General features: G+C 33.8%; 21 protein-coding genes. 15 read left to right on the top strand and 6 right to left on the bottom strand.

Annotation, left to right across the window (positions count from 1 at the left end):
• Positions 1-72 precede the first annotated feature (72 nt).
• Together FDY99_RS14385 and proC are read left to right on the top strand one after the other, a co-directional pair.
• Positions 73-642 carry a hypothetical protein gene (locus FDY99_RS14385; protein ID WP_139422414.1) on the top strand — a complete coding sequence of 190 codons (570 nt, stop codon included), beginning with the start codon at positions 73-75 and terminating at the stop codon, positions 640-642.
• Between the two features lie 15 nt (positions 643-657).
• Positions 658-1461: a pyrroline-5-carboxylate reductase gene (gene proC / locus FDY99_RS14380; protein WP_139422412.1), complete on the top strand. Its 804-nt coding sequence runs from the start codon at positions 658-660 to the stop codon at positions 1459-1461.
• A 156-nt stretch (positions 1462-1617) separates the two neighbouring features.
• Here the strand turns inward: proC and FDY99_RS14375 are convergent, their stop codons facing one another.
• The gene (locus tag FDY99_RS14375) at positions 1618-2043 is read right to left on the bottom strand and encodes a VanZ family protein (RefSeq protein WP_139423826.1); all 426 of its coding nucleotides are present in this window, start codon (positions 2041-2043) and stop codon (positions 1618-1620) included.
• 56 nt (positions 2044-2099) lie between these two features.
• Between FDY99_RS14375 and lnt the strand changes: the two genes are divergently transcribed.
• Positions 2100-3743, top strand: a complete 1644-nt coding sequence (gene lnt, locus FDY99_RS14370) for an apolipoprotein N-acyltransferase (RefSeq protein WP_139422410.1) — start codon at positions 2100-2102, stop codon at positions 3741-3743.
• A gap of 99 nt (positions 3744-3842) precedes the next feature.
• Here the strand turns inward: lnt and FDY99_RS14365 are convergent, their stop codons facing one another.
• The gene (locus tag FDY99_RS14365; protein ID WP_139422408.1) at positions 3843-5555 is read right to left on the bottom strand and encodes a T9SS type A sorting domain-containing protein; all 1713 of its coding nucleotides are present in this window, start codon (positions 5553-5555) and stop codon (positions 3843-3845) included.
• 239 nt (positions 5556-5794) lie between these two features.
• Here FDY99_RS14365 and rpmB point away from each other — a divergent pair, with 239 nt between their 5' ends.
• The 5 genes from rpmB (at position 5795) to FDY99_RS14340 (ending at position 7845) form a co-directional block, all read left to right on the top strand.
• Positions 5795-6037, top strand: coding sequence for a 50S ribosomal protein L28 (gene rpmB, locus FDY99_RS14360; RefSeq protein WP_034760742.1), 243 nt, complete (start codon positions 5795-5797; stop codon positions 6035-6037).
• Between the two features lie 4 nt (positions 6038-6041).
• Positions 6042-6224: a 50S ribosomal protein L33 gene (gene rpmG, locus FDY99_RS14355; protein ID WP_027373683.1), complete on the top strand. Its 183-nt coding sequence runs from the start codon at positions 6042-6044 to the stop codon at positions 6222-6224.
• 19 nt (positions 6225-6243) lie between these two features.
• Positions 6244-6396, top strand: coding sequence for a DUF4295 domain-containing protein (locus tag FDY99_RS14350; RefSeq protein WP_065399141.1), 153 nt, complete (start codon positions 6244-6246; stop codon positions 6394-6396).
• A 185-nt stretch (positions 6397-6581) separates the two neighbouring features.
• Positions 6582-7535, top strand: coding sequence for a signal recognition particle-docking protein FtsY (ftsY, locus tag FDY99_RS14345; protein WP_102980093.1), 954 nt, complete (start codon positions 6582-6584; stop codon positions 7533-7535).
• An 85-nt stretch (positions 7536-7620) separates the two neighbouring features.
• Entirely contained in the window at positions 7621-7845 is a 225-nt protein-coding gene (locus tag FDY99_RS14340; protein WP_394344543.1) for a GlsB/YeaQ/YmgE family stress response membrane protein, read from the top strand.
• Between the two features lie 69 nt (positions 7846-7914).
• On the opposite strand, the gene sppA is transcribed toward FDY99_RS14340, so the two are convergent.
• The gene (gene sppA / locus FDY99_RS14335; protein ID WP_139422407.1) at positions 7915-9669 is read right to left on the bottom strand and encodes a signal peptide peptidase SppA; all 1755 of its coding nucleotides are present in this window, start codon (positions 9667-9669) and stop codon (positions 7915-7917) included.
• Between the two features lie 18 nt (positions 9670-9687).
• On the opposite strand from sppA, the gene folK reads away from it, so the two are divergent.
• The 5 genes from folK to fmt all read left to right on the top strand — a co-directional run bounded on the left by folK (position 9688) and on the right by fmt (position 15824).
• On the top strand, positions 9688-10101 hold the full coding sequence (gene folK / locus FDY99_RS14330; RefSeq protein ID WP_139422404.1) for a 2-amino-4-hydroxy-6-hydroxymethyldihydropteridine diphosphokinase: 414 nt from the start codon (positions 9688-9690) through the stop codon (positions 10099-10101).
• Between the two features lie 27 nt (positions 10102-10128).
• Positions 10129-11238 (top strand): OmpA family protein, encoded by a 1110-nt coding sequence (locus FDY99_RS14325; protein WP_139422402.1) that lies wholly within the window; start codon positions 10129-10131, stop codon positions 11236-11238.
• A gap of 50 nt (positions 11239-11288) precedes the next feature.
• Positions 11289-12743, top strand: coding sequence for an OmpA family protein (locus FDY99_RS14320; protein WP_139422400.1), 1455 nt, complete (start codon positions 11289-11291; stop codon positions 12741-12743).
• A 78-nt stretch (positions 12744-12821) separates the two neighbouring features.
• Positions 12822-14723, top strand: coding sequence for a RecQ family ATP-dependent DNA helicase (locus FDY99_RS14315; RefSeq protein ID WP_139422398.1), 1902 nt, complete (start codon positions 12822-12824; stop codon positions 14721-14723).
• Positions 14724-14876: 153 nt separating this feature from the next.
• Positions 14877-15824, top strand: a complete 948-nt coding sequence (fmt, locus tag FDY99_RS14310; protein ID WP_139422396.1) for a methionyl-tRNA formyltransferase — start codon at positions 14877-14879, stop codon at positions 15822-15824.
• Positions 15825-15942: 118 nt separating this feature from the next.
• On the opposite strand, the gene ribB is transcribed toward fmt, so the two are convergent.
• Both ribB and FDY99_RS14300 read right to left on the bottom strand, forming a co-directional pair.
• On the bottom strand, positions 15943-17064 hold the full coding sequence (gene ribB, locus FDY99_RS14305) for a 3,4-dihydroxy-2-butanone-4-phosphate synthase (protein ID WP_079464371.1): 1122 nt from the start codon (positions 17062-17064) through the stop codon (positions 15943-15945).
• A gap of 240 nt (positions 17065-17304) precedes the next feature.
• The gene (locus FDY99_RS14300) at positions 17305-18303 is read right to left on the bottom strand and encodes an LLM class flavin-dependent oxidoreductase (RefSeq protein WP_139422394.1); all 999 of its coding nucleotides are present in this window, start codon (positions 18301-18303) and stop codon (positions 17305-17307) included.
• Positions 18304-18574: 271 nt separating this feature from the next.
• Between FDY99_RS14300 and FDY99_RS14295 the strand changes: the two genes are divergently transcribed.
• Both FDY99_RS14295 and FDY99_RS23015 read left to right on the top strand, forming a co-directional pair.
• Entirely contained in the window at positions 18575-19012 is a 438-nt protein-coding gene (locus tag FDY99_RS14295) for a hypothetical protein (RefSeq protein ID WP_139422392.1), read from the top strand.
• A 39-nt stretch (positions 19013-19051) separates the two neighbouring features.
• The gene (locus FDY99_RS23015; protein WP_162304175.1) at positions 19052-19225 is read left to right on the top strand and encodes a hypothetical protein; all 174 of its coding nucleotides are present in this window, start codon (positions 19052-19054) and stop codon (positions 19223-19225) included.
• A 33-nt stretch (positions 19226-19258) separates the two neighbouring features.
• On the opposite strand, the gene FDY99_RS14290 is transcribed toward FDY99_RS23015, so the two are convergent.
• Positions 19259-21388 (bottom strand): helix-turn-helix domain-containing protein, encoded by a 2130-nt coding sequence (locus tag FDY99_RS14290; RefSeq protein ID WP_139422390.1) that lies wholly within the window; start codon positions 21386-21388, stop codon positions 19259-19261.
• Positions 21389-21436: the final 48 nt, after the last annotated feature.

Genomic DNA, 21436 nt, shown 5'->3' with positions numbered 1-21436 from the left:
TTCTTTTTAAAACCAATTCTTCGTTCGTTTTAATAGAATAGCTTATTTTAGTTCAAATATTCTAAAATAGCTATGGCAGATAAAATGCATTCTGACAAAGAATTAAAAAAAACGATTCAGGATCACCTCAATAAAACCCATTATGTAAAAGTTTTCTTTTCCGAAGAATGTCCGGAAGAGTTTACTTCAGGTTTTATTCTGAATGTATCTGAAAAATTTTTAATGGTCCAGGAATCTCATAATTTTACTTTAGATGGGATTAAAATTATCCCTTTCAATAAAATTTCAGGCACCCGTCACAAAAAATTCGAAAAAACTTCTGAGAAAATATTTTCAGAAGAAGGTCTGATCAATTTCAATCAAAAAATCATCAGCAATACTTCGTTAAAGAGTTTTGAATCCTTATTTAAATCTTTAAAAAAGCAAAATTTTCACTGCATCGTCGAAAGTTCCACAAAAAAGAAAAACATATTTTCTATCGGTGAAATTTTAGAAATAAATGAAAAATCTGTGGTGATTAAAAACTATGATGCTACCGGAAAAATTGAAAAAAAATCTGATAAAATTCTATTTAAAAATATTCATTTTATTACTTTTAATGACCGTTATTCTCTAACGTTTAGAAAATATTTAATTGAATAAATAAAAAACACAAATATGAAAATCGCCATCATCGGAGCCGGAAATATGGGTTTATCTTTTTCAAAATCATTTTTGAAATACGAACTCATTAAACCTGAAAACCTTCACCTGATTACAAGAAGCCAGTCTAAAATATCGAAAATAAAAGAAGAGTTTCCCAAATCAGAAATTTCTGTATTTGAAGAGGTGAAAAATTTGGATGCAGATCTTATTATCATTGGCGTAAAACCACAGGATTTCCAAAAAGTAGCAGAAAGTTTTCAGTTTTCACTAAACGAAAACCAGATGATTTTGTCAATTATGGCTGGGATTAAAATTGAAAAAATCCAAAAGTCTTTACATCACAAATCTGTTGTAAGAGCAATGCCCAACTCTCCTACTCTTTTAGGAATGGGAATCACAGGTTACACTTCTGCGGAAGGAATTTCCTTTAATCAGTTGATGAATATCGAAAGACTTCTGAATAGTACCGGAAGATCTGTTTATTTGGAAAACGAAGATTTATTAGACGGAGTTACCGCTCTTTCAGGAAGCGGACCAGCGTATTTTTATTACATTGTCGATGCGATGATCAAAGCCGGAACAGAAATGGGAATTGATGAAAATTTGTCTAAACTTTTTGTAAAACAAACGATGTTGGGCGCTTATCATTTGATCAATAATTCAGATAAAAATTTGGAAGATTTGATAAAAGATGTTGCATCAAAAGGCGGTACAACGGAAGCCGCACTGAAAACTTTTGAAGAAAATAATTTTAAAGAAATTCTACAGCAGGGAATTTTAAATGCTGAAAAACGTGCGAAGGAATTGAATGGATAAATTTGAGATAATATCTCTCGCAGATTTTGCTGATTAAGCAAATTTTATTCAATATTTTAAATCTGCGAAATCTGTATAATCTGCGAGAATTTTTAAAATAAACAATTCTAAAAATCTCACTTGGATTCCTGCGGAATGACAAAACTTGACGTTGAATTATTCAACTATAAATTTACTGAATCTAGGTTCCAACACTCTTTTAATTTGCCAACCCAGAAAAACGCCAAAAGTATTCAGCAAAACATCATCCACATCAAAGACTCCCAATCTTGAAAAATACTGCAACGCTTCTACAATCACAATGGCAGAAACAAAAGTGATGATGAGACTTTTTAAATTTTTCAACTGTGGAAAAATCCAGCCTAAGAAACCAAAAGGAATAAACATTATCACATTTCCCAAGACAATTCTAATAATATCAAGCCAGCTTATTGTTTCCTGAATAAACCAAATTGTTGAAACAATCGGTTTAATTCTCACAATATTATCTTCATACTGCAATCTTCCCATCCCGAAAAACATCAGATAGAGCAGAAAAATGGTGTATGGTAAAATGATGAATTTATAAAATTTCTTTAACATCATTTGCAAAGTTATTCATTTCAAAAGCATTAAATTTGGTGTGTTAAACTAATTTAATGAAATACGTCTTACTTACGCTCATTTCAGCGATGTTGCTATCGGTTTCTTGGCCGACTTACGGAGTTCCGTTTTTTATATTCTTTGCCCTCGTTCCGCTTTTGATGATGGAACATGGTGTTTCTAAATTTTCAAATTACAGTAGAAAAAGCTGGGTTGTTTTCGGTCTTTCCTATCTGTGTTTTGTAATTTGGAATATTGTTACAACAGGTTGGTTGTATGGTGCAAAAAATCCGGATGGAAGCCATTCTTTACTTGCTGTGGTATTTCCTGTTTTAGTTAATTCTTTTTTATATTCATTGGTTTTTCAATGCTATCATTGGTATAAAAACGCACAAGGAACCTATTGGGGAATGGCTTTTTTAGTAGCAATCTGGATGAGTTTTGAAAAATTCCATATGAATTGGGAATTTACTTGGCCTTGGTTGAATCTTGGAAATGCTTTTTCAGATTACCCGAAGCTGATCCAATGGTATGATACTTTGGGATCAACCGGTGGAAGCTTCTGGATCTTATTGGTCAATTTACTTATATTTTACACCATCAGAATTTGGGAAGCCGGAAGGAAAAGAAAAGATTTAATTATTAATGTTTCTGGAACGGTACTTTTAATCGGTCTTCCGATGATTATTTCATTAATAAAATTCAATAGTTTTAATGAAAAGCCAATTGGTGAAGTCAGTGTTTTAATGTTGCAACCAGATCTTGATCCTTATGGTGAAAAATATTCTAAAGACAGCATCACGATTCAGAATGATCTTTTAGCTTTAGCCGAAAACAACACCAAAGGAAAGATTGATTATTATATCGCACCCGAAACAGCACTTCCCGGAAGAGGTTCTATTTCTGAGACCGCTTTTGAAAAAAGTGACCTTTTAAATAATGTAAAAGGTTTTCTTGCGAAACATCCCGGTTCTGTTTTTACAACGGGAATTTCTTCTCACAAATATTTCTTAGATAAAAATACTGTTCCAACAAATGCTTATCAAATTAATGACCGAGTTTGGGTAGAAAGTTATAATTCTGCAGTACAGATTATTCCGAATCAAAAAGTTGAAGTTTACCACAAAGGAAAGCTTGTTCCGGGTGTTGAAATTTTCCCTTACATGAGTGTTTTAAAACCTCTTTTAGGTAATGCGATGATTAATTTGGGAGGAACGGTTGCTTCATTGGGAACAGATAAAGAGCGTGTTGCATTTTCAAATCCTTATAATAAAGGAAAGATTGCGCCGATTATTTGTTATGAAAGTATTTATGGTGAATTTGTAACTGATTACGTAAAAAAAGGCGCCAACTTCCTCGGAATTATGACCAATGATTCTTGGTGGGGCGTAACAGAAGGTCACAAACAGCTCCTTTCTTATGCAAGAATGAGAGCTATTGAAACCAGAAGAGAAATTGTACGAGCTGCAAACAGCGGGATTTCTGCGCATATCAATGCAAAAGGAGAGATCTTAGGAGACACTTTTTACGGTGATCAGACTACTTTATTTGCTAAAGTAAACCTTTATGAGGGCGAAACATTTTATGTAAGAACCGGAGATCTTCTTTCTCGAGTTTCTATTTTTGCTTTAGGATTTTTGCTGTTTTATTTTCTGATTAAAAGGTTTCAGAATAAAATGAAAAAAGAAAACAAAAAGTAAACTTTTAAATATTGGAAAGTTTCCTATAAATAAAAACCAGCCAATTGGCTGGTTTTCTCTGTTTAATTTAAGTTTAAAAAATCAAATTCAAACTACTATTTACTTGATCATTAGTTTTTGGGTCACCCAGTTGTTGTTAATTTTAATTTTCAGAATATACATTCCTTTTGGAAGATCAGAAACGGTTACCGACTGATCGCTATTAAGCTGTACATTTAGTTTTTTCCCATCTATTGCATACATTTCAACAGCAGTTGCTTTTTCCCCTTTAATGTATACTTTTTCAGAAGCCGGATTTGGATAGATTGACAGCTTCGTTTTCGCTGAAAAATCATTGACACCCAACGTATTTTCTACCGATGGATTAGAATAAACTTTTGACGCATCAATTGATTTTACGCTCCAATATACCTGTTGAACAGAAGGGTCAAGCGTTAAAAACCATGAAGGTGTTGTTACAATATACTTTGCCACATCTTGCGCTCCCGGACTTGTTCCGACTTTAATTTCATATTGTAAAGCATTGACCGGAGTTTTATCATCCGTTGCGCCGCTCCATGTAAAATTAAATGTATTTCCATTTTTGTTTAAATGTAAATTGGTGGGAGCAGTCGGCTTTAGATTTGCTGCCGTAGATGTATTTTTATAAAGTTTGGTGAATGAATTTAAGTCGGGATCTGCCCAGTCGAAACCAGTCATTAAAACATCCAAATGATCGTTTTCGTCATAATCAAAAAGCCTTATATTTCCTGTTCCGCCTAGATTATACAAAGAGGTATTGCTCGCTTTTGTAAAAGATTGGGAAGCCGGATTGTAAAGGAAAACATTCACCGCTCCATCATTATTTTTATCATCACCAATCACCACAAAATCGTAATATCCATCATTATTAAGATCTCCAACATCAACACTTGAAGCAGAAAGCCCTTCTCCGGAAATTGCATGTGTTGTAAACTGCCCCGTTCCGTCATTCATAAAAACACCAAGATATTCGTCATAATTTCCATCCTGACCAATCGCTACCAAATCTAAAAAACCATCTGCATTAAAGTCTGCATACGCTAATTTCCCGCTCGCTAAAGGCAGCAAAGTTTGAGATTCCTGAAGTGTACCATTCGAATTTAGATATACTTTAAAAACAGGATTTGTATCTTTATCATAACCGAAAATAACTACATCCAACAATTGATCATTATTCAGATCTAATACTTTAAAACTTCCATTCTGAGTTCCGGGAAGCCACGATTGAGTTAGTTGAAAACCATTACCTGCGTTTTTGTAAAAACTTAAATCATACACAAAACCGGTTCCGTGTACATATTGAGGTCCGTTGATTGCATAATCCTGTTTTCCATCATGATTAAAATCAAAAACTTCAATAGAGCCATACACTTTTCCGGGAGTATCTTCTACTTTTGAAAAACCAGTTCCATTATTCAGAAAACGATAGTGTTTGTAATTAACAACATCCTGATAACTTAAACCGGTAGAAACAATATCTAATAATCCGTCATTATTATAATCTATAAATTTAATATCTCCTAAATGCGTAACATCAGTTCCTAAATCTCCATATGCAGAAAAAACGCCATTATTATTAATATAAGCTTCATTAAAGGTAACATCTGCACCTCCGTCTGCGTCAATATCTATAGCTCCATTGTATACAACATCCGGCTTTCCGTCATTATTAAAATCACCGATATCACTGGATCCGTAAAAGAAATTTTTTATGTTGCTGGAAACTTCAGAAAAAGTTTGAGCCTGAAACATCATAGGAATAAAAAAAGCAAAAACATACATCTTTTTCATTTTATTTTTATTTAGATTAATTAAAAACAAAGATAATATCAAATATTATTTCAGCGTTCAAATTGAGACTGATATTTATCACATGCCCACATTCGAGAGACTTTAAAGAATGCAAATGAATGGGTAACTCATTAAAAATGATAAATATTTATTATAAAATTTATACAAAGACTTGTCTATCTAAAAAAATCTTCGTTATTTTGCAACCTCAAATATTATACAAATAAGAACATCGAGATATGTCAAGAATTTGCCAGATAACAGGAAAGCGTGCAATGGTTGGTAACAACGTTTCCCACGCTAATAACAAAACGAAGCGTCGTTTTGAAATTAACTTATTGGAAAAGAAATTTTACCTTCCAGAGCAAGACAAGCACGTTACGCTTAAAGTTTCAGCTCATGGATTGAGAATCATTAACAAGATTGGAATCGAAGAGGCTATCGAAAGAGGCATCAGAGAAGGATTGATTAAAAAGAACTAAAATCATGGCAAAAAAAGGAAATAGAGTTCAAGTAATACTTGAATGTACAGAGCACAAAGAAAGCGGTATGCCAGGAATGTCTAGATACATTTCTACAAAAAATAAAAAGAACACTACAGAAAGATTGGAATTGAAAAAATACAATCCTGTTCTTAAGAGATCTACCCTTCACAAAGAAATCAAGTAATTTATAAATATAATTTACCATGGCAAAGAAAGTAGTAGCAACCCTACAAAGCGGACAGTCTAAAAAAATGACTAAAGTCGTGAAAATGGTGAAGTCTTCTAAATCAGGAGCTTACGTTTTCGAAGAAAAAGTAATGAATGCAGACGAAGTTGACGGTTTTTTGAAAAAATAATCCAGAACTTTATTTACAATACAAAAACTACTCATATTTTGGGTAGTTTTTTTGTTATCTTTGCTTTTAATACGCTGGGTGTAGGATGTCTGAAGCTAAATGTTTATAAAATTATACATTATTTTGTAAACATCCAGCTTCCATAATCCTGCATCTGACAATAACTAAATTCCGAAATTCATACAATGAGTTGGTTTAAAAATATTTTCAAAAAAGAAGAAAAAGAAACTTTAGATAAAGGTTTGGAAAAATCGAATCAGGGTTTCTTTGAAAAAATGACTAAAGCCGTAGTCGGCAAAAGCAAAGTAGATGACGAAGTTCTGGATAATCTGGAAGAAATACTGATTGCTTCGGACGTTGGTGCTTCTACAACCATCAAAATCATTGAGAGAATTGAAGAACGTGTTGCCAGAGACAAGTATGTCGGCGTAAATGAACTAGACCAAATTTTACGCGAAGAAATCTCCGGACTTCTTTTAGAAAATCCACACTCAGGAAGCGGAAACATTGACACAAGTAAAAAACCATACGTTATTATGGTTGTCGGTGTAAACGGTGTTGGAAAAACCACCACTATTGGAAAACTGGCGCATCAGTTTAAATCTGAAGGTAAAAAAGTAGTTTTAGGAGCTGCTGATACTTTTAGAGCTGCTGCAGTTGATCAACTTGTCATTTGGAGTGAAAGAGTTGGCGTTCCTATTGTAAAACAGGAAATGGGTTCTGATCCTGCTTCTGTTGCTTTTGACACTGTACAAAGTGCCGTTGCTCAGGATGCCGATGTTGTTATTATTGACACAGCAGGAAGACTTCACAATAAAATTAATTTGATGAATGAACTTTCTAAGATCAAGAGAGTAATGCAAAAGGTTATTCCTGATGCTCCACACGAGATTTTATTGGTTCTTGATGGTTCTACAGGTCAGAATGCTTTTGAACAGGCTAAACAGTTTACAGCAGCTACTGAAGTGAATGCTTTAGCAGTAACAAAATTAGACGGAACTGCAAAAGGCGGTGTGGTAATTGGTATTTCAGATCAGTTTCAGATTCCGGTAAAATATATTGGCGTTGGAGAAAAAATGCAAGATCTTCAACTTTTTAATGGTACAGAGTTTGTAGATTCGTTCTTCAAGAAGAGATAAATTCTTTTTGAAAACAAATCAAACAAATTATTAACATTAAAAAATTAAAATTATGGGATTTATAACATGGATTATCTTTGGTCTATTGGCAGGAGCACTTGCTAAAGTGATTATGCCTGGAAAACAAGGCGGCGGTTGGCTGATAACGATTATCTTAGGTATCGTTGGTGCATTCGTCGGCGGCTTGATTGGAGTATATATTCTTCACTGGGGCGATGTAGATTCTTTCTGGAATTTCAGAAGCTGGTTCCTTGCCATTGGTGGTGCAATCCTTGTACTATGGCTTTACGGAATGGCAACTAGGAAATAAATAAATTCTTTAAAAAAAACAAAATCCCGATTTGAAATTTCAAATCGGGATTTTTATGAACAATATAATTTAGTCAATTTTGATTCTGTAAGGCATTTCCATTTTTACCTCAGATTTTAGTTTCTCGCTGGTAAGCTGTTCTAAAATCTCATAGTTTGCTTTACCAATTTTATTCTTAATGACTCTTGCAGAGATATCGTCTTCATTCAGATCTTCAAAAATCTGCTCAAATGCAGTCATCTTTTTAGGATAAGAAGCAACGTTGTAAGATTTTAGGTTTGCTTTTTGTGCAGCAAATTTTACTGCATCATTTAAAGTTCCCAATTCGTCTACCAAACCGATTTGTTTTGCACGAACTCCACTCCAAACTCTTCCGCCTCCGATGTTATCAATCTGCTCAAAAGTCTGCTTTCTGTTTTGAGTCACAAAATGTACAAATCTTTTATAAGTTCCTTCAACACTTCTCGTCATTAAATTCAATCCATAAGGCGTAAGACCGTGCAATGAAGAATAATAAGCCGAGTTGGCATTGGTAGCAACAATATCAGAACGCACTCCGTTTTTATTGGCAATATCTTTAAAGTAAGGTAACACCCCGAAAACTCCGATAGACCCTGTTAAAGTATTGGGTTCAGAATAAATTTTATCCGCTCCCATTGCAATATAATATCCACCTGAAGCAGCATAGTCACCAAAAGAAACAACCAAAGGTTTTGTTTTCTTCAATTGTTGAAGTTCAAATAAAATTTCGTCTGAAGCATTTGCACTTCCTCCCGGAGAATTAATTCTTAAAACTACCGCTTTTACTTTTTTGTCTTCCTGAAGTTCTTTAATATACTTGATGTACTTTTCAGAATAAATTTCATTGTATTCATCACCGCTATTGATAGAACCTGACGCGTATAAAACTGCTACTTTTTCTCCTGAGCTATCTTTATCTTTAAAAGAATCGATATATTTTTGTAGCGAAACTTTGTTTAGTTTATCTTTTTCAGCAATACTCAGTTTTGTTTTGATTAACTGATCGTACTCAGTTTTCTGAATAAGTTTATCAGCCAATTTATATTTTACCGTTAAATCCGGAATCATTCCATATAAGCTGTCTACAACAGTTTTGAACTCTTCAGCTTTCATTTTTCTTGAGGCTGCCATTTTAGATGAAGTATTTCCCCAAATATCATTTAATAAGGTACTCAACTGCTCCTGATTTTCCGGCGAAATATCATTTCTTAAGAAAGGTTCTACAGCAGATTTAAACTTGCCGTGACGGATTACTTCAATCCCGATTCCATATTTTTCAGCAAAATCTTTAAAGAAAGTTACTTCTGTAGCCAAACCTTTAAGCTCAATTCCACCTGATGGATTTAAATAATACTGATCAGCAACAGAACCTAAATAATAGGAAGCCTGCGAAACCGCATTTCCGTAAGCGTAAACAAATTTCCCGCTTTTCTTGAAATCTTCAATAGCATTTCTCAAATCATCAATCTGAGTAGTTCCTGCGCTAATATGATCGGTTTCAATACTGATACCTTTAATATTATCATCATCTTTCGCTTTATGAATAGCTTTCACAGCATCATAAATCAAAATATTCTGATTTTTATCTTTAATATTAAAAATACTTTGCTGCTCTTCTGTAGGACTATCAATAATAGAAGTCTTCAGATTAATAGTTAAAACAGAATTCTTTTTCACATCCACCGATTTCTCTCCACTCATTGAACTGACAGCAATCATGATAATAAAAAAGAAGAAAAACACGAAGCATAATATAACAATAGCCACTATATTTGCTAATACATTTTTAAAGAAACTCTTCATAAACAATCATTTTTCTATATGTCGCAACATAAGGTGGTTTTGTTACTCGGAAGTAACATTGGCAATCAAAAAAATAATATTGACCTCGCTTTAACCAAAATAAGTGAAGCTTGTTCTATATTAAAAAAAAGTGAATATTTGACATCAGAACCCGTAGAATTTGCCAGTTGTAATATTTTTTGTAATATTGCAACAATAATATCTACTCACCTATCACCTATTCAACTGCTTGATTACGTGAAAAAAATAGAAATTGAAATGGGTCGCCTTACTGATTCTTCAGTTTCGAAAGTTTACACAGACAGAATAATCGACATTGACATTGTGAAGTATGATGAGTTAAAATTTGTATCAGAAAGGTTAGAAATCCCTCATAACAAGCATCTTTTTGAAAGGGAATTTTCTAGGATATTATTAAAAGAATTTATTTAAAAAAAACAAACACATAAAACATATTGTATGAAATTAGGTTTATTATTATTGGCGGTTTTGCCTATTGCTGCTTATGCTCAAGACAGTATTTCCATAAACTCTACAAATGAGTACCCCAATACGTTTTCTTCTGGTTCCGCAAATGTTCAAAAATTTGACAATAAAGCAAGAAGATTCAACGATTGGTCTATTTCTGTGGGTGGAGGTGCAGCATTCATGATGAACTCAGACCTTACATCTTTTTATGACAAAAAGGTTAATTGGGGGTATAACAGCTATGTAAGTATCGACAAACAAATCTCTCACACATTTGGAATAAGCATTGCCTACCAAAGAGGTGAAACAAACCAAAAAGGAATGCAGGAAGGCACACGTGGACAACTAGCCGGTGTAGGAGTTGCAAAAACAAAATACAATCAAATCGCTTTATTAGGAGATGTTAACTTTTCAAACCTTTTGAGAAGAGTTGACAACCATTCTCCATACAGATGGGCTTTCCATGGTTATGGAGGAATCGGCTTAATGAATTTCAACACATCTTTACATGATAATGATGAATTTAGATGGAGTAATTCGCCTAAACGAGTACCCTTATTTATAGACCAAAAGCTTGATATCAATTCATTTTATTACCAATTTGGCGCAGGTTTGAAATACAAAGTTTCAAGACTTATCGATATCGAAGCTAGAGCAATGTACATTATCAGTGGTGATGATGAATTCGATGGCGGAGGATGGGCAGGTCCAGCAGATTATAATCCTACAAGTGGTAACTCTAAATATAATATGATTAATGATAAAAGATCAGATAATATGTTAACGGTTAATTTAGGTGTATCATTTAAATTAGGAAAACATATGTCTCATTTAGCTTGGCATGATCCTTTACAGGAAGTTTATTACAGAACTAATGTACTTGAAAATACAGCCAACGAATTAGTTGTATGTGAAAAAGGAGACAATGATAACGATGGCGTTTGTGATGACTGGGACAGAGAGCTGAATACTCCTGCAGGAGCAAGAGTTGACGGTGCTGGTGTAGCATTGGATATGGATCTTGATGGGGTCATCGATTTATACGACAAATGTGTTACCGTTCCAGGATCTCCTGACAATAATGGTTGTCCTGTGAACTAAACATTCAATAAAAATTCATTTAATTAACTAAATAAATAAAAATACATACTATGAAATTAAGTTTAGCAATTGTCGCCTTAGCATTAGCTGTTCCTACAGTGAGCTATGCACAAGATTCAATAGCCGTAGTTTCTACCGACGAGTATCCAAATACATTTTCATCTGGTTCTGCCAATATTTCACCTTTCACTCAAAAGTCCAAAAGATTTAATGATTGGGCAGTGTCATTTGGTGCAGGTGTACCCTTGCTGCAATCAGGAGATTTAACGTCTATTAAAAACGGTAACGGTAAAAATCTTTTTGGTTATTCTGCTTATGTAAGTGTTGACAAAGCAATTACCCATGCTTTCGGAATTAACTTACAATACGACAGAGGAGAAACCAGACAAGGTTGGTTTAATACAAAAGATCCTGCCCCTTCTGCTAATTTAAATAAAGTTGGTGCAAGAACGCAATATGACGCAATCTCTTTATTAGGTGATATTAACTTTTCAAATCTTTTAAGAAGAGTTGATAACAAATCTACTTACAGATGGGCATTACATGGTTATGCAGGTATCGGTACAATTGCCTATAGAGCATATCAAAAAGACGCAAACGGACAAAGATTAATGACAGAGATTAAACCATTTAAATTTGGTTCATTCTTTGGACAAGCAGGAGCCGGTCTTAAATTTAAAGTAAACAGAAGATTAGATCTTGAAGGAAGACTAATGTATGTTTACACAGGTGATGATGAATTTGACGGTGGTGGAGCTCAATACAGCGCTATTAATCAAAGAGAAGAACAGGTTTCTGATAACTTCTTCAACGCTACCATTGGTCTATCTTTAAAATTAGGGAAACACGAATCTCACCTAATGTGGCACGATCCATTGCAGGAGATTTATTACAAATTAGATGTTTTGGCTAATAAAAACCAGGATATTGAAGTTTGTAAAAAAGGAGATGCTGATAATGATGGAGTTTGCGACGATTGGGACAGACAGCTTGATACTCCTGCAGGAGCAAGAGTTGACGGTGCTGGTGTAGCTCTGGATGCAGATTTAGATGGAGTAATCGATCTTCACGATAAATGTGTAACAGTTCCGGGACCTGTAGAAAATCAAGGTTGTCCATTGACGCCAACTACTCCGGTAGGACCAATCGATGAAACAGTGACCAACATGGAAGGAATTGAGTTTGATTTAAATTCTGACAGAATTTTACCAAACAATACACCAATTCTTAACAACGCTGTAAACTATATCAATTCTTCAAACGGTACTTATACTGTAATTGGAGCAACTGATACCAGAGCTTCTGACGAATACAACCAAAAATTGTCTGAAAGAAGAGCAAACAGTGTAAAAAATTATCTAATCAAAAACGGTGTAGATTCTTCTAAACTAAACGCTGTAGGTAGAGGTGAAAAAGACCTTAAATACCCAGAGTGTGATCCTGCTACTAAATGTCCTGAGTGGAAAAACAGAGCAAACAGAAGAGTTTATTTCGAAGCTAAATAATAAAAACTTCTTATTATAAAATGAAAGCCATGCATTGCGTGGCTTTTTTTGTTTCAATACTTTCCTTACATTTACCTTATGATTTCCGCTAAAGATTTTAATGAACTTAAAAATAAAACCCTTAAGCATTTTTGGGGTTATGATCAATTCAGAGATTCTCAAGAGCCGGTTATTGATTCTGTTCTCAATAGAAAAGACACCTTAGTTCTTCTTCCCACCGGTGCCGGAAAATCATTATGCTATCAGCTTCCCGCTTTATTACAAGAAGGAACTTGTCTTGTCATTTCTCCATTATTGGCGTTGATGAAAGATCAGGTTAACCAATTAAAATTCAGAGGAATTGAAGCTGAATATCTAAGTTCGGAATTGGATGAGTTTGATGCTGAAGTTATTTACAACAGATGCAAAGACGGTTTAACAAAGCTATTATATGTTTCACCTGAAAGACTTACCAACAAGCTTTTTCTTCAGCAAATTGAAGAAATTCAGTTATCATTTATTGCGGTGGATGAAGCGCACTGTATTTCAGAATGGGGCCAAGATTTCAGACCAAGTTATCAGAATATCAAAGATTTTAGGAAAAACAATCCTGAAATTACATGTCTTGCATTAACAGCAACAGCAACTCCTAAAGTTTTAGATGAAATTAAAACTAAGCTTGAACTTAAGAGTCCTAAAATTTTTCAAAAAAGTTTTAAAAGAGACAATATTAAACTATTTTCTGAAGAAATTTCAGACAAGTATCAAAAGGTTTTTAACATCCTTAAATACGCTAAAGAATCGGGAATTATCTATGTGAGAACCCGAAAAGATGCAGAATTACTCACCGAGTTTCTTCAACGACATAAAATTCAGAATGTGGATTATTTTCATGCAGGATTATCAACAAAAGAAAAAAACGAAAGACAAAATTTCTGGAACAGCAGTGATCAAAATGTATTAATTTCCACCAATGCTTTTGGAATGGGGATCGACAAAGACAATGTACGTTTCGTCATTCACTTCTCCCCTTCTCAGTCGATTGAAAATTATTATCAGGAAATCGGTCGTGCCGGAAGAGATGGCAAAAAAAGTTATGCATTTATGCTTTGGAATAAGCAGGAAATTTCAAATTTTGATCAGATTTTAAGAAATCAAATTCCCAATAAAGCAGAGTTTTTAAAAATTATTTCTTATCTCTATTCTAAATTTCAGGTGGCTGAATTTGAGCTTCCAGAAAAGGTTTTTCAGTTAAATACTTCAGGAATTCAAAGTTTTACTAAACTTTCAACAGCAAAAATAAAAAATGTTCTGAATTTCCTCCATACTCAGGAAATTATTTTTCACAACAGTAACAAAAGCTTATCATCTCTCGAACTTCTCATTAAGCCTGATGAAATTGATCAGCTTCCACAGAAAGATGCTTATTTTATTGAACTTCTTTTACGTTCTATTTCAGGAATTGCGACACACAAAATAATGTTTAGCGAGCAGAATGTAAGCAATAAAATAGGCGTGAGTCTTCATCTAATTAAAGAGCGCCTGAAAGAATTACAGCAGAAAAATTATTTGGAATATATTGATGGAGCTTTGGCGAGTGTAAAATTTCTGAAACCACGAGACGAAAGAGCTATCAACGGATTATACTGGAATCTTTTTGAGCACATTCAAAAAAATAAAATCCAGAAATGGGAAGAAATGAAATTTTTCATCGAAGACAATCAATATTGCAAAATGAAATTGATTCTCTCCTATTTTGGCGAAAAAAACACTAAAAACTGCGGACAATGCACCGTTTGTGAAAAAAACAAACAATCTATTTTTGGCAAAAATGTTTCTTTGGAAATCATTAAAGTTTTAAATAAAAAGCCCGCAACCATTGAAGAAATTTCTATACAGCTACAGTTTCATTCTAAAGAAAATATTTTAGAAAATCTTATTTTCCTATTAGATTCCGGAAAAGTAAAAATGCTGAATTTTAGAACCTATAGTTTAGTGTAAACGCATCTTTGTGATTTCGACCAAGGGGGAAATCTGCTTTATGAGAGATGCTTCGACTTCGCTCAGCATGACACCGTTAGTAACATTCAGTTTTAAAATGTTTAAATTATTCAATCTTTAAATATTTAAATCAACAAAGATTATCTTTGCACCATGAAATCATTGAAAGTCGTTTTTTTAGGCACTCCAGAGTTTGCAAAGACTGCATTGGAGGCCATTCACCAATCTCATCATGAAGTTGTAGGCGTTGTAACCGTTGCCGATAAAGCAAGTGGACGCGGACAAAAGATCAATCAATCTCCTGTAAAAGTTTTTGCTGCAGAAAATAACATTCCTGTTTTTCAACCTGAAAAATTGAGAAACCCTGAGTTTTTAGAGGAATTAAAAAAACTAGATGCTGATGTTTTTGTTGTTGTTGCTTTCAGAATGATGCCTAAAGTTTTGTTTGAAATGCCTAGAATGGGAACTTTCAACCTTCATGCTTCGTTGCTACCTGATTACAGAGGTGCTGCTCCGATTAATTATGCTGTAATTAATGGAGAAGAAAAAACAGGCGCAACTACGTTCTTTATTAATGAAAAAATTGATGAAGGAAATATTTTATTACAGGAAGAAATTCCGGTTTTGGAAAATGAAAACGCAGGAAGTCTTCACGACAGACTAATGGAAATGGGTTCAAAATTGGTGGTAAAAACTTTGGATGGATTGGCAGAAAATTTAATCATTGAAAAACCTCAACCCGAAGTTGAACATCCAAAAAATGCTTACAAAATTTTCAAAGAAGACACCAGAATCGACTGGAAGAAAAGTTCAAAAGAAGTTCATCAGTTTATTTTAGGAATGTCACCTTATCCAGCAGCTTTTACCACTTTAAAAATTGGTGAGGAAGAAAAAGGATTAAAAATATACAATGGAAAATTTGAAGTTTCAGATCATGGAAAACCTGTTGGAAGTTTAGAGATTTCAAAAAATGATTTTAGAATCTATACAAAAGACGGAATGTATTTTCCTTTAGAATTACAATTGGAAGGAAAGAAAAGAATGAATATCAAAGATTTTCTAAACGGGTTTAGAAATTTTGACGAAATAAAAATGGCTTGAGTAAATCAAGCCATTTTTTTATTGTGAATTGTGAATAGTTAATTTTGCTTCGCAAGTAAATTGAAAACGCAATCAAAAAATTGACTACGAAGTGAATTCACCATTGACCATTCACATTTTAAAGTTGAACCATCTCTGTCACCTCAACATCATAACCTCCAACCTGAGGTTTTACGTTAGGATTTTGAGTGATTACTTTAAATTTATTAATTCCTAAATTCTTCAAAATCTGAGTCCCGATTCCGTAATCTCTGTAGTTAAATGCTGCAGTAGGATGCTTTTGCTGTCCATCCTGATAATTTAAAAACTGTTGCAATTTTCTTAGTGTATTTTCAGAATTTGAAACATTATTGATGAAAATAATTGCTCCTTTTCCTGCTTCATTTACCATTGATGTTACTTTTTCCAACAATGGTTTTTCACCGTTATTCAATCTGGTTAAAACATCAAAATAAGAATCAGAAGATTGAACTCTTACCAAAACAGGCTCGTCAACGGTCCAAGATCCTTTTGTTAAAGCAAAGTGAATCTGGTCATTTGAAGTTTCTCTGAAAGCACAGAAATCAAATTCTCCATAAGCAGTTTGCACTTTTCTTTCCTCAATTCTTTCGATTAAGTTTCCTTTTTTAAGCTGGTAATGAATCAAATCTTCAATAGATACAATTTTCATATCATGCTTCTGAGCAAAGACATGTAAATCCGGCAAACGAGACATAGAACCGTCTTCGTTCATAATTTCACAGATTACACCACCTTCTTTTAAACCAGCCAAGCTCGTTAAATCAATTGCAGCTTCTGTGTGACCTGCTCTTTTCAAAACACCACCTTTTCTTGCACGAAGCGGGAAAATGTGACCTGGACGCATGAAATCTGTTGGTTTAGATTTTTCATCCATCAAAGCTAAAATAGTTTTCGCTCGGTCTCCGGCAGAAATTCCGGTAGAAGTACCGTCACCCAAAAGGTCAACAGAAACCGTAAATGCAGTTTCTTTAGGATCGCTGCTTCGGCTTACCATTACATCTAATCCTAACTCATCACATCTTTTTTCTGGAAGCGGCATACAAATCAACCCTCTTCCGTGAACTGCCATAAAATTAATTAACGCAGGTGTTGTCAATTCGGCAGCACAAAGAAAATCACCTTCATTTTCTCTGTCTTCATCGTCTACCACTATAATTATTTTACCATTTTTAAGGTCTTCAATCGCCTCTGGAATAGTATTTAGTTTAATATCTGACATTTTTACTTTAAATTTTCGCAAAGATACTCAATAAAATAAGCATCAACAATTAATATGAGCGGTTTGTGCAACCGCTTTCGCTTAACTATAAAAGTTGCAGAAGATTTTGACACATTAATCACATAAGTTTTTAGCTAAAGCTTTGAAAATATTGAGAACACATAAGTTTTCAAAATATTAGATTTTCATTTTAAACTTAAAAAAAACTGTATCAATCTGTGAAATCTGCGGGATTTAAAATTAAAACAAAGAATCTGTCGCTTTTTTTATAATCTCATACGATTCCAGTCTTTTTTGATGGTCATAGATATGAGAATTGATCATCAGTTCATCCACCTGATATTTTTCCTGAAAGTTTTTAATCTGTTCAGCAATTTCATCTTGGTTTCCAATAAAACTAAATTTTAATTTCTGTAAAACCATCGATTTTTCCATCGCTGACCAAACCGTATCCATATCTTCAATCGGTGCCGGAAAAGGTTTCCTGTCGTTTCTGATAATATTAATGAACGCCTGAAACAATGTCGTAGAAAGAAAATGTGCTTCTTCAGAAGTTTCCGCAGCAATTCCGTTCACACAAGCCAAAATAAAAGGTTTATCTAAATATTTTGAAGGCTCGAAATGTTCTCTGTAAATTTTAAAAGCCATATCCATTTGTTCGGGAGCGAAATGTCCCGCAAAAGCATACGGAAGTCCTAATTCTGCAGCCAACCAAGCGCTGTCTGTGCTTGAACCAAGAATATACATCGGAATATCTAAACCTTCACCGGGAATTGCACGAACCAAAGCGCTTGAATTTTCTTTCGAAAAATATTTCTGTAATTCTAAGATCTGTCTCGGAAATTGTTCATTGATGATTGCCGGATTTCTTCCCAAAGCTTGAGCCGTTAAACCATCTGTTCCAGGAGCTCTCCCCAAACCAAGATCGATTCTTCCCGGAAAAAGTGATTCTAAAGTTCCGAATTGTTCGGCAATAACGAGCGAACTGTGATTTGGAAGCATAATTCCTCCTGAACCCACTCTTATTTTTTTTGTTCCGTTGGCGATGAAACCAATCAGAACTGAAGTTGCGGAACTTGCAATACTTTCCATATTGTGATGCTCGGCAAGCCAGAATCTTTTATAGTCTAAATTTTCAGTGTGATTTGCTAAAGACAAACTGTCCTGAAAAGTATCGTGAATGGTTTTCCCCTGTTTTACGGGAGCCAAATCAAGCACGGATATTTCAAAATGTTTCATATTGATTTGTTTATTTTTTCAAAGATGATAGATAATCTTCTTCCCCGATTTCATATCATGAATTTGAAAGAACAAATTTAAAACTAATAAATTGCATTAGTTACTTTTTGTAATTGATGGAATTGATTGGTGTGTTGTGGGAAAAACTATTGGATTTTTTAGATAAACTATATTTTAAATTATAATATTTTAAAGATTATCATTATCTTGGGAATGATTTTAAGCCATTAAGGATTGTCTATTTTAATAAGCTTTTTAACTATAAATACTTATGAAAAAAATTTTACTCTTCGTCACTTTAACGCTATTAGTAAGCTGCTCTTTTAATCAAACGTTTTCAAATAGAGAATCTGATAGAGATGATGCAGAGAAAATTTCAAAAAAATTTTACAGGGAATTGTTACAGGGCACAAATAAAGATAAAATCTACGAGCTATTTAGTGACAAATTTTTCGAGGTTACTAGTAAAGATCAATTAGATAAGCTCATATCAGATTCGCAACAAGAATATGGCGTTATCAAAGAAAATAATTTAGAACATTGGGAAACTTTAGTCGTAAAAGGCTCAAACTCTAAAAGCGAGTATCTTCTCACTTATAATGTAACTAGGGAATCTGGTACTACTAAAGAAACATTTTCAATGCTTAAAGAAGACGAAAACATAAAAATTGTGGGGTATCACATCAATTATATTTTGCCGGATGAATAATTTTACATTATCAAAAACTTTTTAAAATTAATTATAATCATGCAATCAAAAATAATGTACATCGAAAACAAATCTAAAGGTCATCACGGATTGGCTTGGATTGGTTTTGCAGAGTTTTCAAAATCTGGTCAAACAGTTTATTTTGATGGAAAAGCATTCGATCTGCAACATATTGGGATAATAACAAAAGAAAGTTCAGCAGTATTTAAATAAAAAAGGATTCAGTTTTAGCCGAATCCTTTTATTTTAATTGTTATTTTTCTCCTTCTGATAGGTAAAATGATTAATCAAAATCCTGATTTCATTAAATTCAAAATCATTTGGTAAAGCAGCTTTCCAATCGGTTAGATTTTCTTTAGGATCTCTGTGAAACATTTCCTTAAACGCTTTGATCTTATCGGAAGTAATCACTCTTGCAATATCTAGCAAACCCTGTTCTGCAAATTTTGCCAAATGACCGATTACGGTTTCTTTTACCAAACCTCTTTCCATGGCAATTTCGGAAATCGTTTTTCCTTGTTCAAACAATTGGAAAGTAAGAACCTGAGACGGAACTTTTGCAATTTTCATGCTGACTTCCTTATCATTTTTTTCATCCAGAAGTTTGGTTTCCAGCAAATGAATTTCTTTTAGACTGTTCAGGTATTCTTCAATATCTTCGAGCCAGTTTTTAAGCTCTTCATTGTATTGTTTTAAACCTTTTGCGCCTTTTATTTCAGCATAAAATTCTTTCAGTGGATTAAAAACTTTGTCTCTGATCTCGGTAAAAAAGAAATTCACCGCACCTTTTGATTTGCTTTCAATCTCACTCCAATCTTCTTTCTTTTCAATAAATAAATTGACTTTCTGGAAAATAATACGCTCCAGTTTTTCGAAGATCTTACCTAGATTCAAAACATCACGTTTTAACTGAATATAAAGCTGATTCGATTTTGTACGGTCGATACTTTTGGTAACAATTGAAAGATTATTCCACTGCTCTACTTCTTTTAAAAACCATTGACAATCTACTGTACGAAGTACTTTTCGGATGCTGTAATCGTATTTTTCCTGATTTAAAATACTTTCAACATTATCATTTGCCTGCGTTTCCCCCTGAAATTTCAGAATCCGGTTGTCTTTAAAAATAACTTCAGGAGTAATTTTAGATTTTAAAACAATTCCTTCCAACGTTCGGCAACGTGACAACGCAACATAAACCTGACCCGCTGTAAAACTTTTTCCGGCATCAATAATCACTTTATCAAACGTTAAACCCTGACTTTTGTGAATCGTCACCGCCCAAGCTAATTTTATCGGAAACTGCTCAAAGCTTCCCAAAACTTCTTCTTTAATATTTTTATCGGTATCGAGAGAATATTTTTTCTGTTCCCAGACTTCTCTTTTTACGGTAATCTCTCTTTCGCTTCCATCAAGAATAACTTTTACTTCGTTTTCATCTAAAGAAGAAATCTCGCCTAATTTACCATTGAAATACTTCTTTTCACCTGTAATATCATTTCTGATAAACATGACTTGAGCTCCGACCTTTAATTCTAAAAATTGCTCATTTGGAAACTGATTTTCTTTAAACTCACCAAAAAGCTTCGCTTCATAAGACTTTGGACTTACTTTTATATCTTTCAGTTTTTCCTGATTGATATCGTCTGCCATTTTATTGTGCGAACAGAGATAAACGTAAGGATCTTCTCCCGCTTCGAAACCCGGATCATATCTTTCGTTTAGATGATTAAAATCAATATTGGCAACATCTCCGTCACGAATCGCATTTAATATTTCTAAAAATCCCTGATCGGTTTGACGGTAGACTTTGGTTAATTCAATCGTCAGTAAAGGAATATCTTTAATCGCCAAACTATCGAAAAAGAAAGGCGAATTATAGAACATTTTCAAGACATGTTCATCTCTCACCACTGGTGGAAGCTGATACAAATCTCCGATGAACAACATCTGAACGCCACCAAAACGCTGATTATTTCTACGGATAAATCTCAAAGAAAAATCCATCATATCCAAAACATCGGCACGCAACATCGAAACCTCATCAATAATCAAAACCTCAACTTCTCTTAACAGTTTAAGTTTATCTTTTCGGTATTTAAAATGCTGCTGAAGGTCGATAATATTATTGGCCAAACTACTGTCAATACGGTCTGTTGTTGGTAAAAAAGTACGCAAAGGCAAACCAAACATCGAGTGAATGGTAACTCCGCCTGCATTGATTGCAGCAATTCCCGTGGGCGCTACAACAATGTGCTTTTTTTTCGTTTTCTTTACAAATTCGTTTAGAAATGTAGTTTTCCCCGTTCCTGCTTTTCCTGTAAGAAAAACACTTCGGCTGGTGTATTCAATTAAGTCAAAAAAATGATTGTTCATCGCTTGCAAAATTACGGAAAATGTGAATAGGCATAAACTTTGATTTGC

Origin of the sequence: Chryseobacterium mulctrae, from assembly GCF_006175945.1 — a bacterium.
GTDB classification, from domain to species: Bacteria; Bacteroidota; Bacteroidia; order Flavobacteriales; family Weeksellaceae; genus Chryseobacterium; species Chryseobacterium mulctrae.
Note: the sequence above shows the minus strand (reverse complement) of the source record. Positions and strands in the feature narration are given on the sequence as shown.

Bases quoted from the DNA above. Each gene is read 5' to 3' on its own strand.
- FDY99_RS14385 (WP_139422414.1), top strand. From the start codon at position 73: ATGGCAGATAAAATGCATTCTGACAAAGAATTAAAAAAAACGATTCAG.
- proC (WP_139422412.1), top strand. From the start codon at position 658: ATGAAAATCGCCATCATCGGAGCCGGAAATATGGGTTTATCTTTTTCA.
- FDY99_RS14375 (WP_139423826.1), bottom strand. From the start codon at position 2,043: ATGTTAAAGAAATTTTATAAATTCATCATTTTACCATACACCATTTTT.
- lnt (WP_139422410.1), top strand. From the start codon at position 2,100: ATGAAATACGTCTTACTTACGCTCATTTCAGCGATGTTGCTATCGGTT.
- FDY99_RS14365 (WP_139422408.1), bottom strand. From the start codon at position 5,555: ATGAAAAAGATGTATGTTTTTGCTTTTTTTATTCCTATGATGTTTCAG.
- rpmB (WP_034760742.1), top strand. From the start codon at position 5,795: ATGTCAAGAATTTGCCAGATAACAGGAAAGCGTGCAATGGTTGGTAAC.
- rpmG (WP_027373683.1), top strand. From the start codon at position 6,042: ATGGCAAAAAAAGGAAATAGAGTTCAAGTAATACTTGAATGTACAGAG.
- FDY99_RS14350 (WP_065399141.1), top strand. From the start codon at position 6,244: ATGGCAAAGAAAGTAGTAGCAACCCTACAAAGCGGACAGTCTAAAAAA.
- ftsY (WP_102980093.1), top strand. From the start codon at position 6,582: ATGAGTTGGTTTAAAAATATTTTCAAAAAAGAAGAAAAAGAAACTTTA.
- sppA (WP_139422407.1), bottom strand. From the start codon at position 9,669: ATGAAGAGTTTCTTTAAAAATGTATTAGCAAATATAGTGGCTATTGTT.
- folK (WP_139422404.1), top strand. From the start codon at position 9,688: ATGTCGCAACATAAGGTGGTTTTGTTACTCGGAAGTAACATTGGCAAT.
- FDY99_RS14325 (WP_139422402.1), top strand. From the start codon at position 10,129: ATGAAATTAGGTTTATTATTATTGGCGGTTTTGCCTATTGCTGCTTAT.
- FDY99_RS14320 (WP_139422400.1), top strand. From the start codon at position 11,289: ATGAAATTAAGTTTAGCAATTGTCGCCTTAGCATTAGCTGTTCCTACA.
- FDY99_RS14315 (WP_139422398.1), top strand. From the start codon at position 12,822: ATGATTTCCGCTAAAGATTTTAATGAACTTAAAAATAAAACCCTTAAG.
- fmt (WP_139422396.1), top strand. From the start codon at position 14,877: ATGAAATCATTGAAAGTCGTTTTTTTAGGCACTCCAGAGTTTGCAAAG.
- ribB (WP_079464371.1), bottom strand. From the start codon at position 17,064: ATGTCAGATATTAAACTAAATACTATTCCAGAGGCGATTGAAGACCTT.
- FDY99_RS14300 (WP_139422394.1), bottom strand. From the start codon at position 18,303: ATGAAACATTTTGAAATATCCGTGCTTGATTTGGCTCCCGTAAAACAG.
- FDY99_RS14295 (WP_139422392.1), top strand. From the start codon at position 18,575: ATGAAAAAAATTTTACTCTTCGTCACTTTAACGCTATTAGTAAGCTGC.
- FDY99_RS23015 (WP_162304175.1), top strand. From the start codon at position 19,052: ATGCAATCAAAAATAATGTACATCGAAAACAAATCTAAAGGTCATCAC.
- FDY99_RS14290 (WP_139422390.1), bottom strand. From the start codon at position 21,388: ATGAACAATCATTTTTTTGACTTAATTGAATACACCAGCCGAAGTGTT.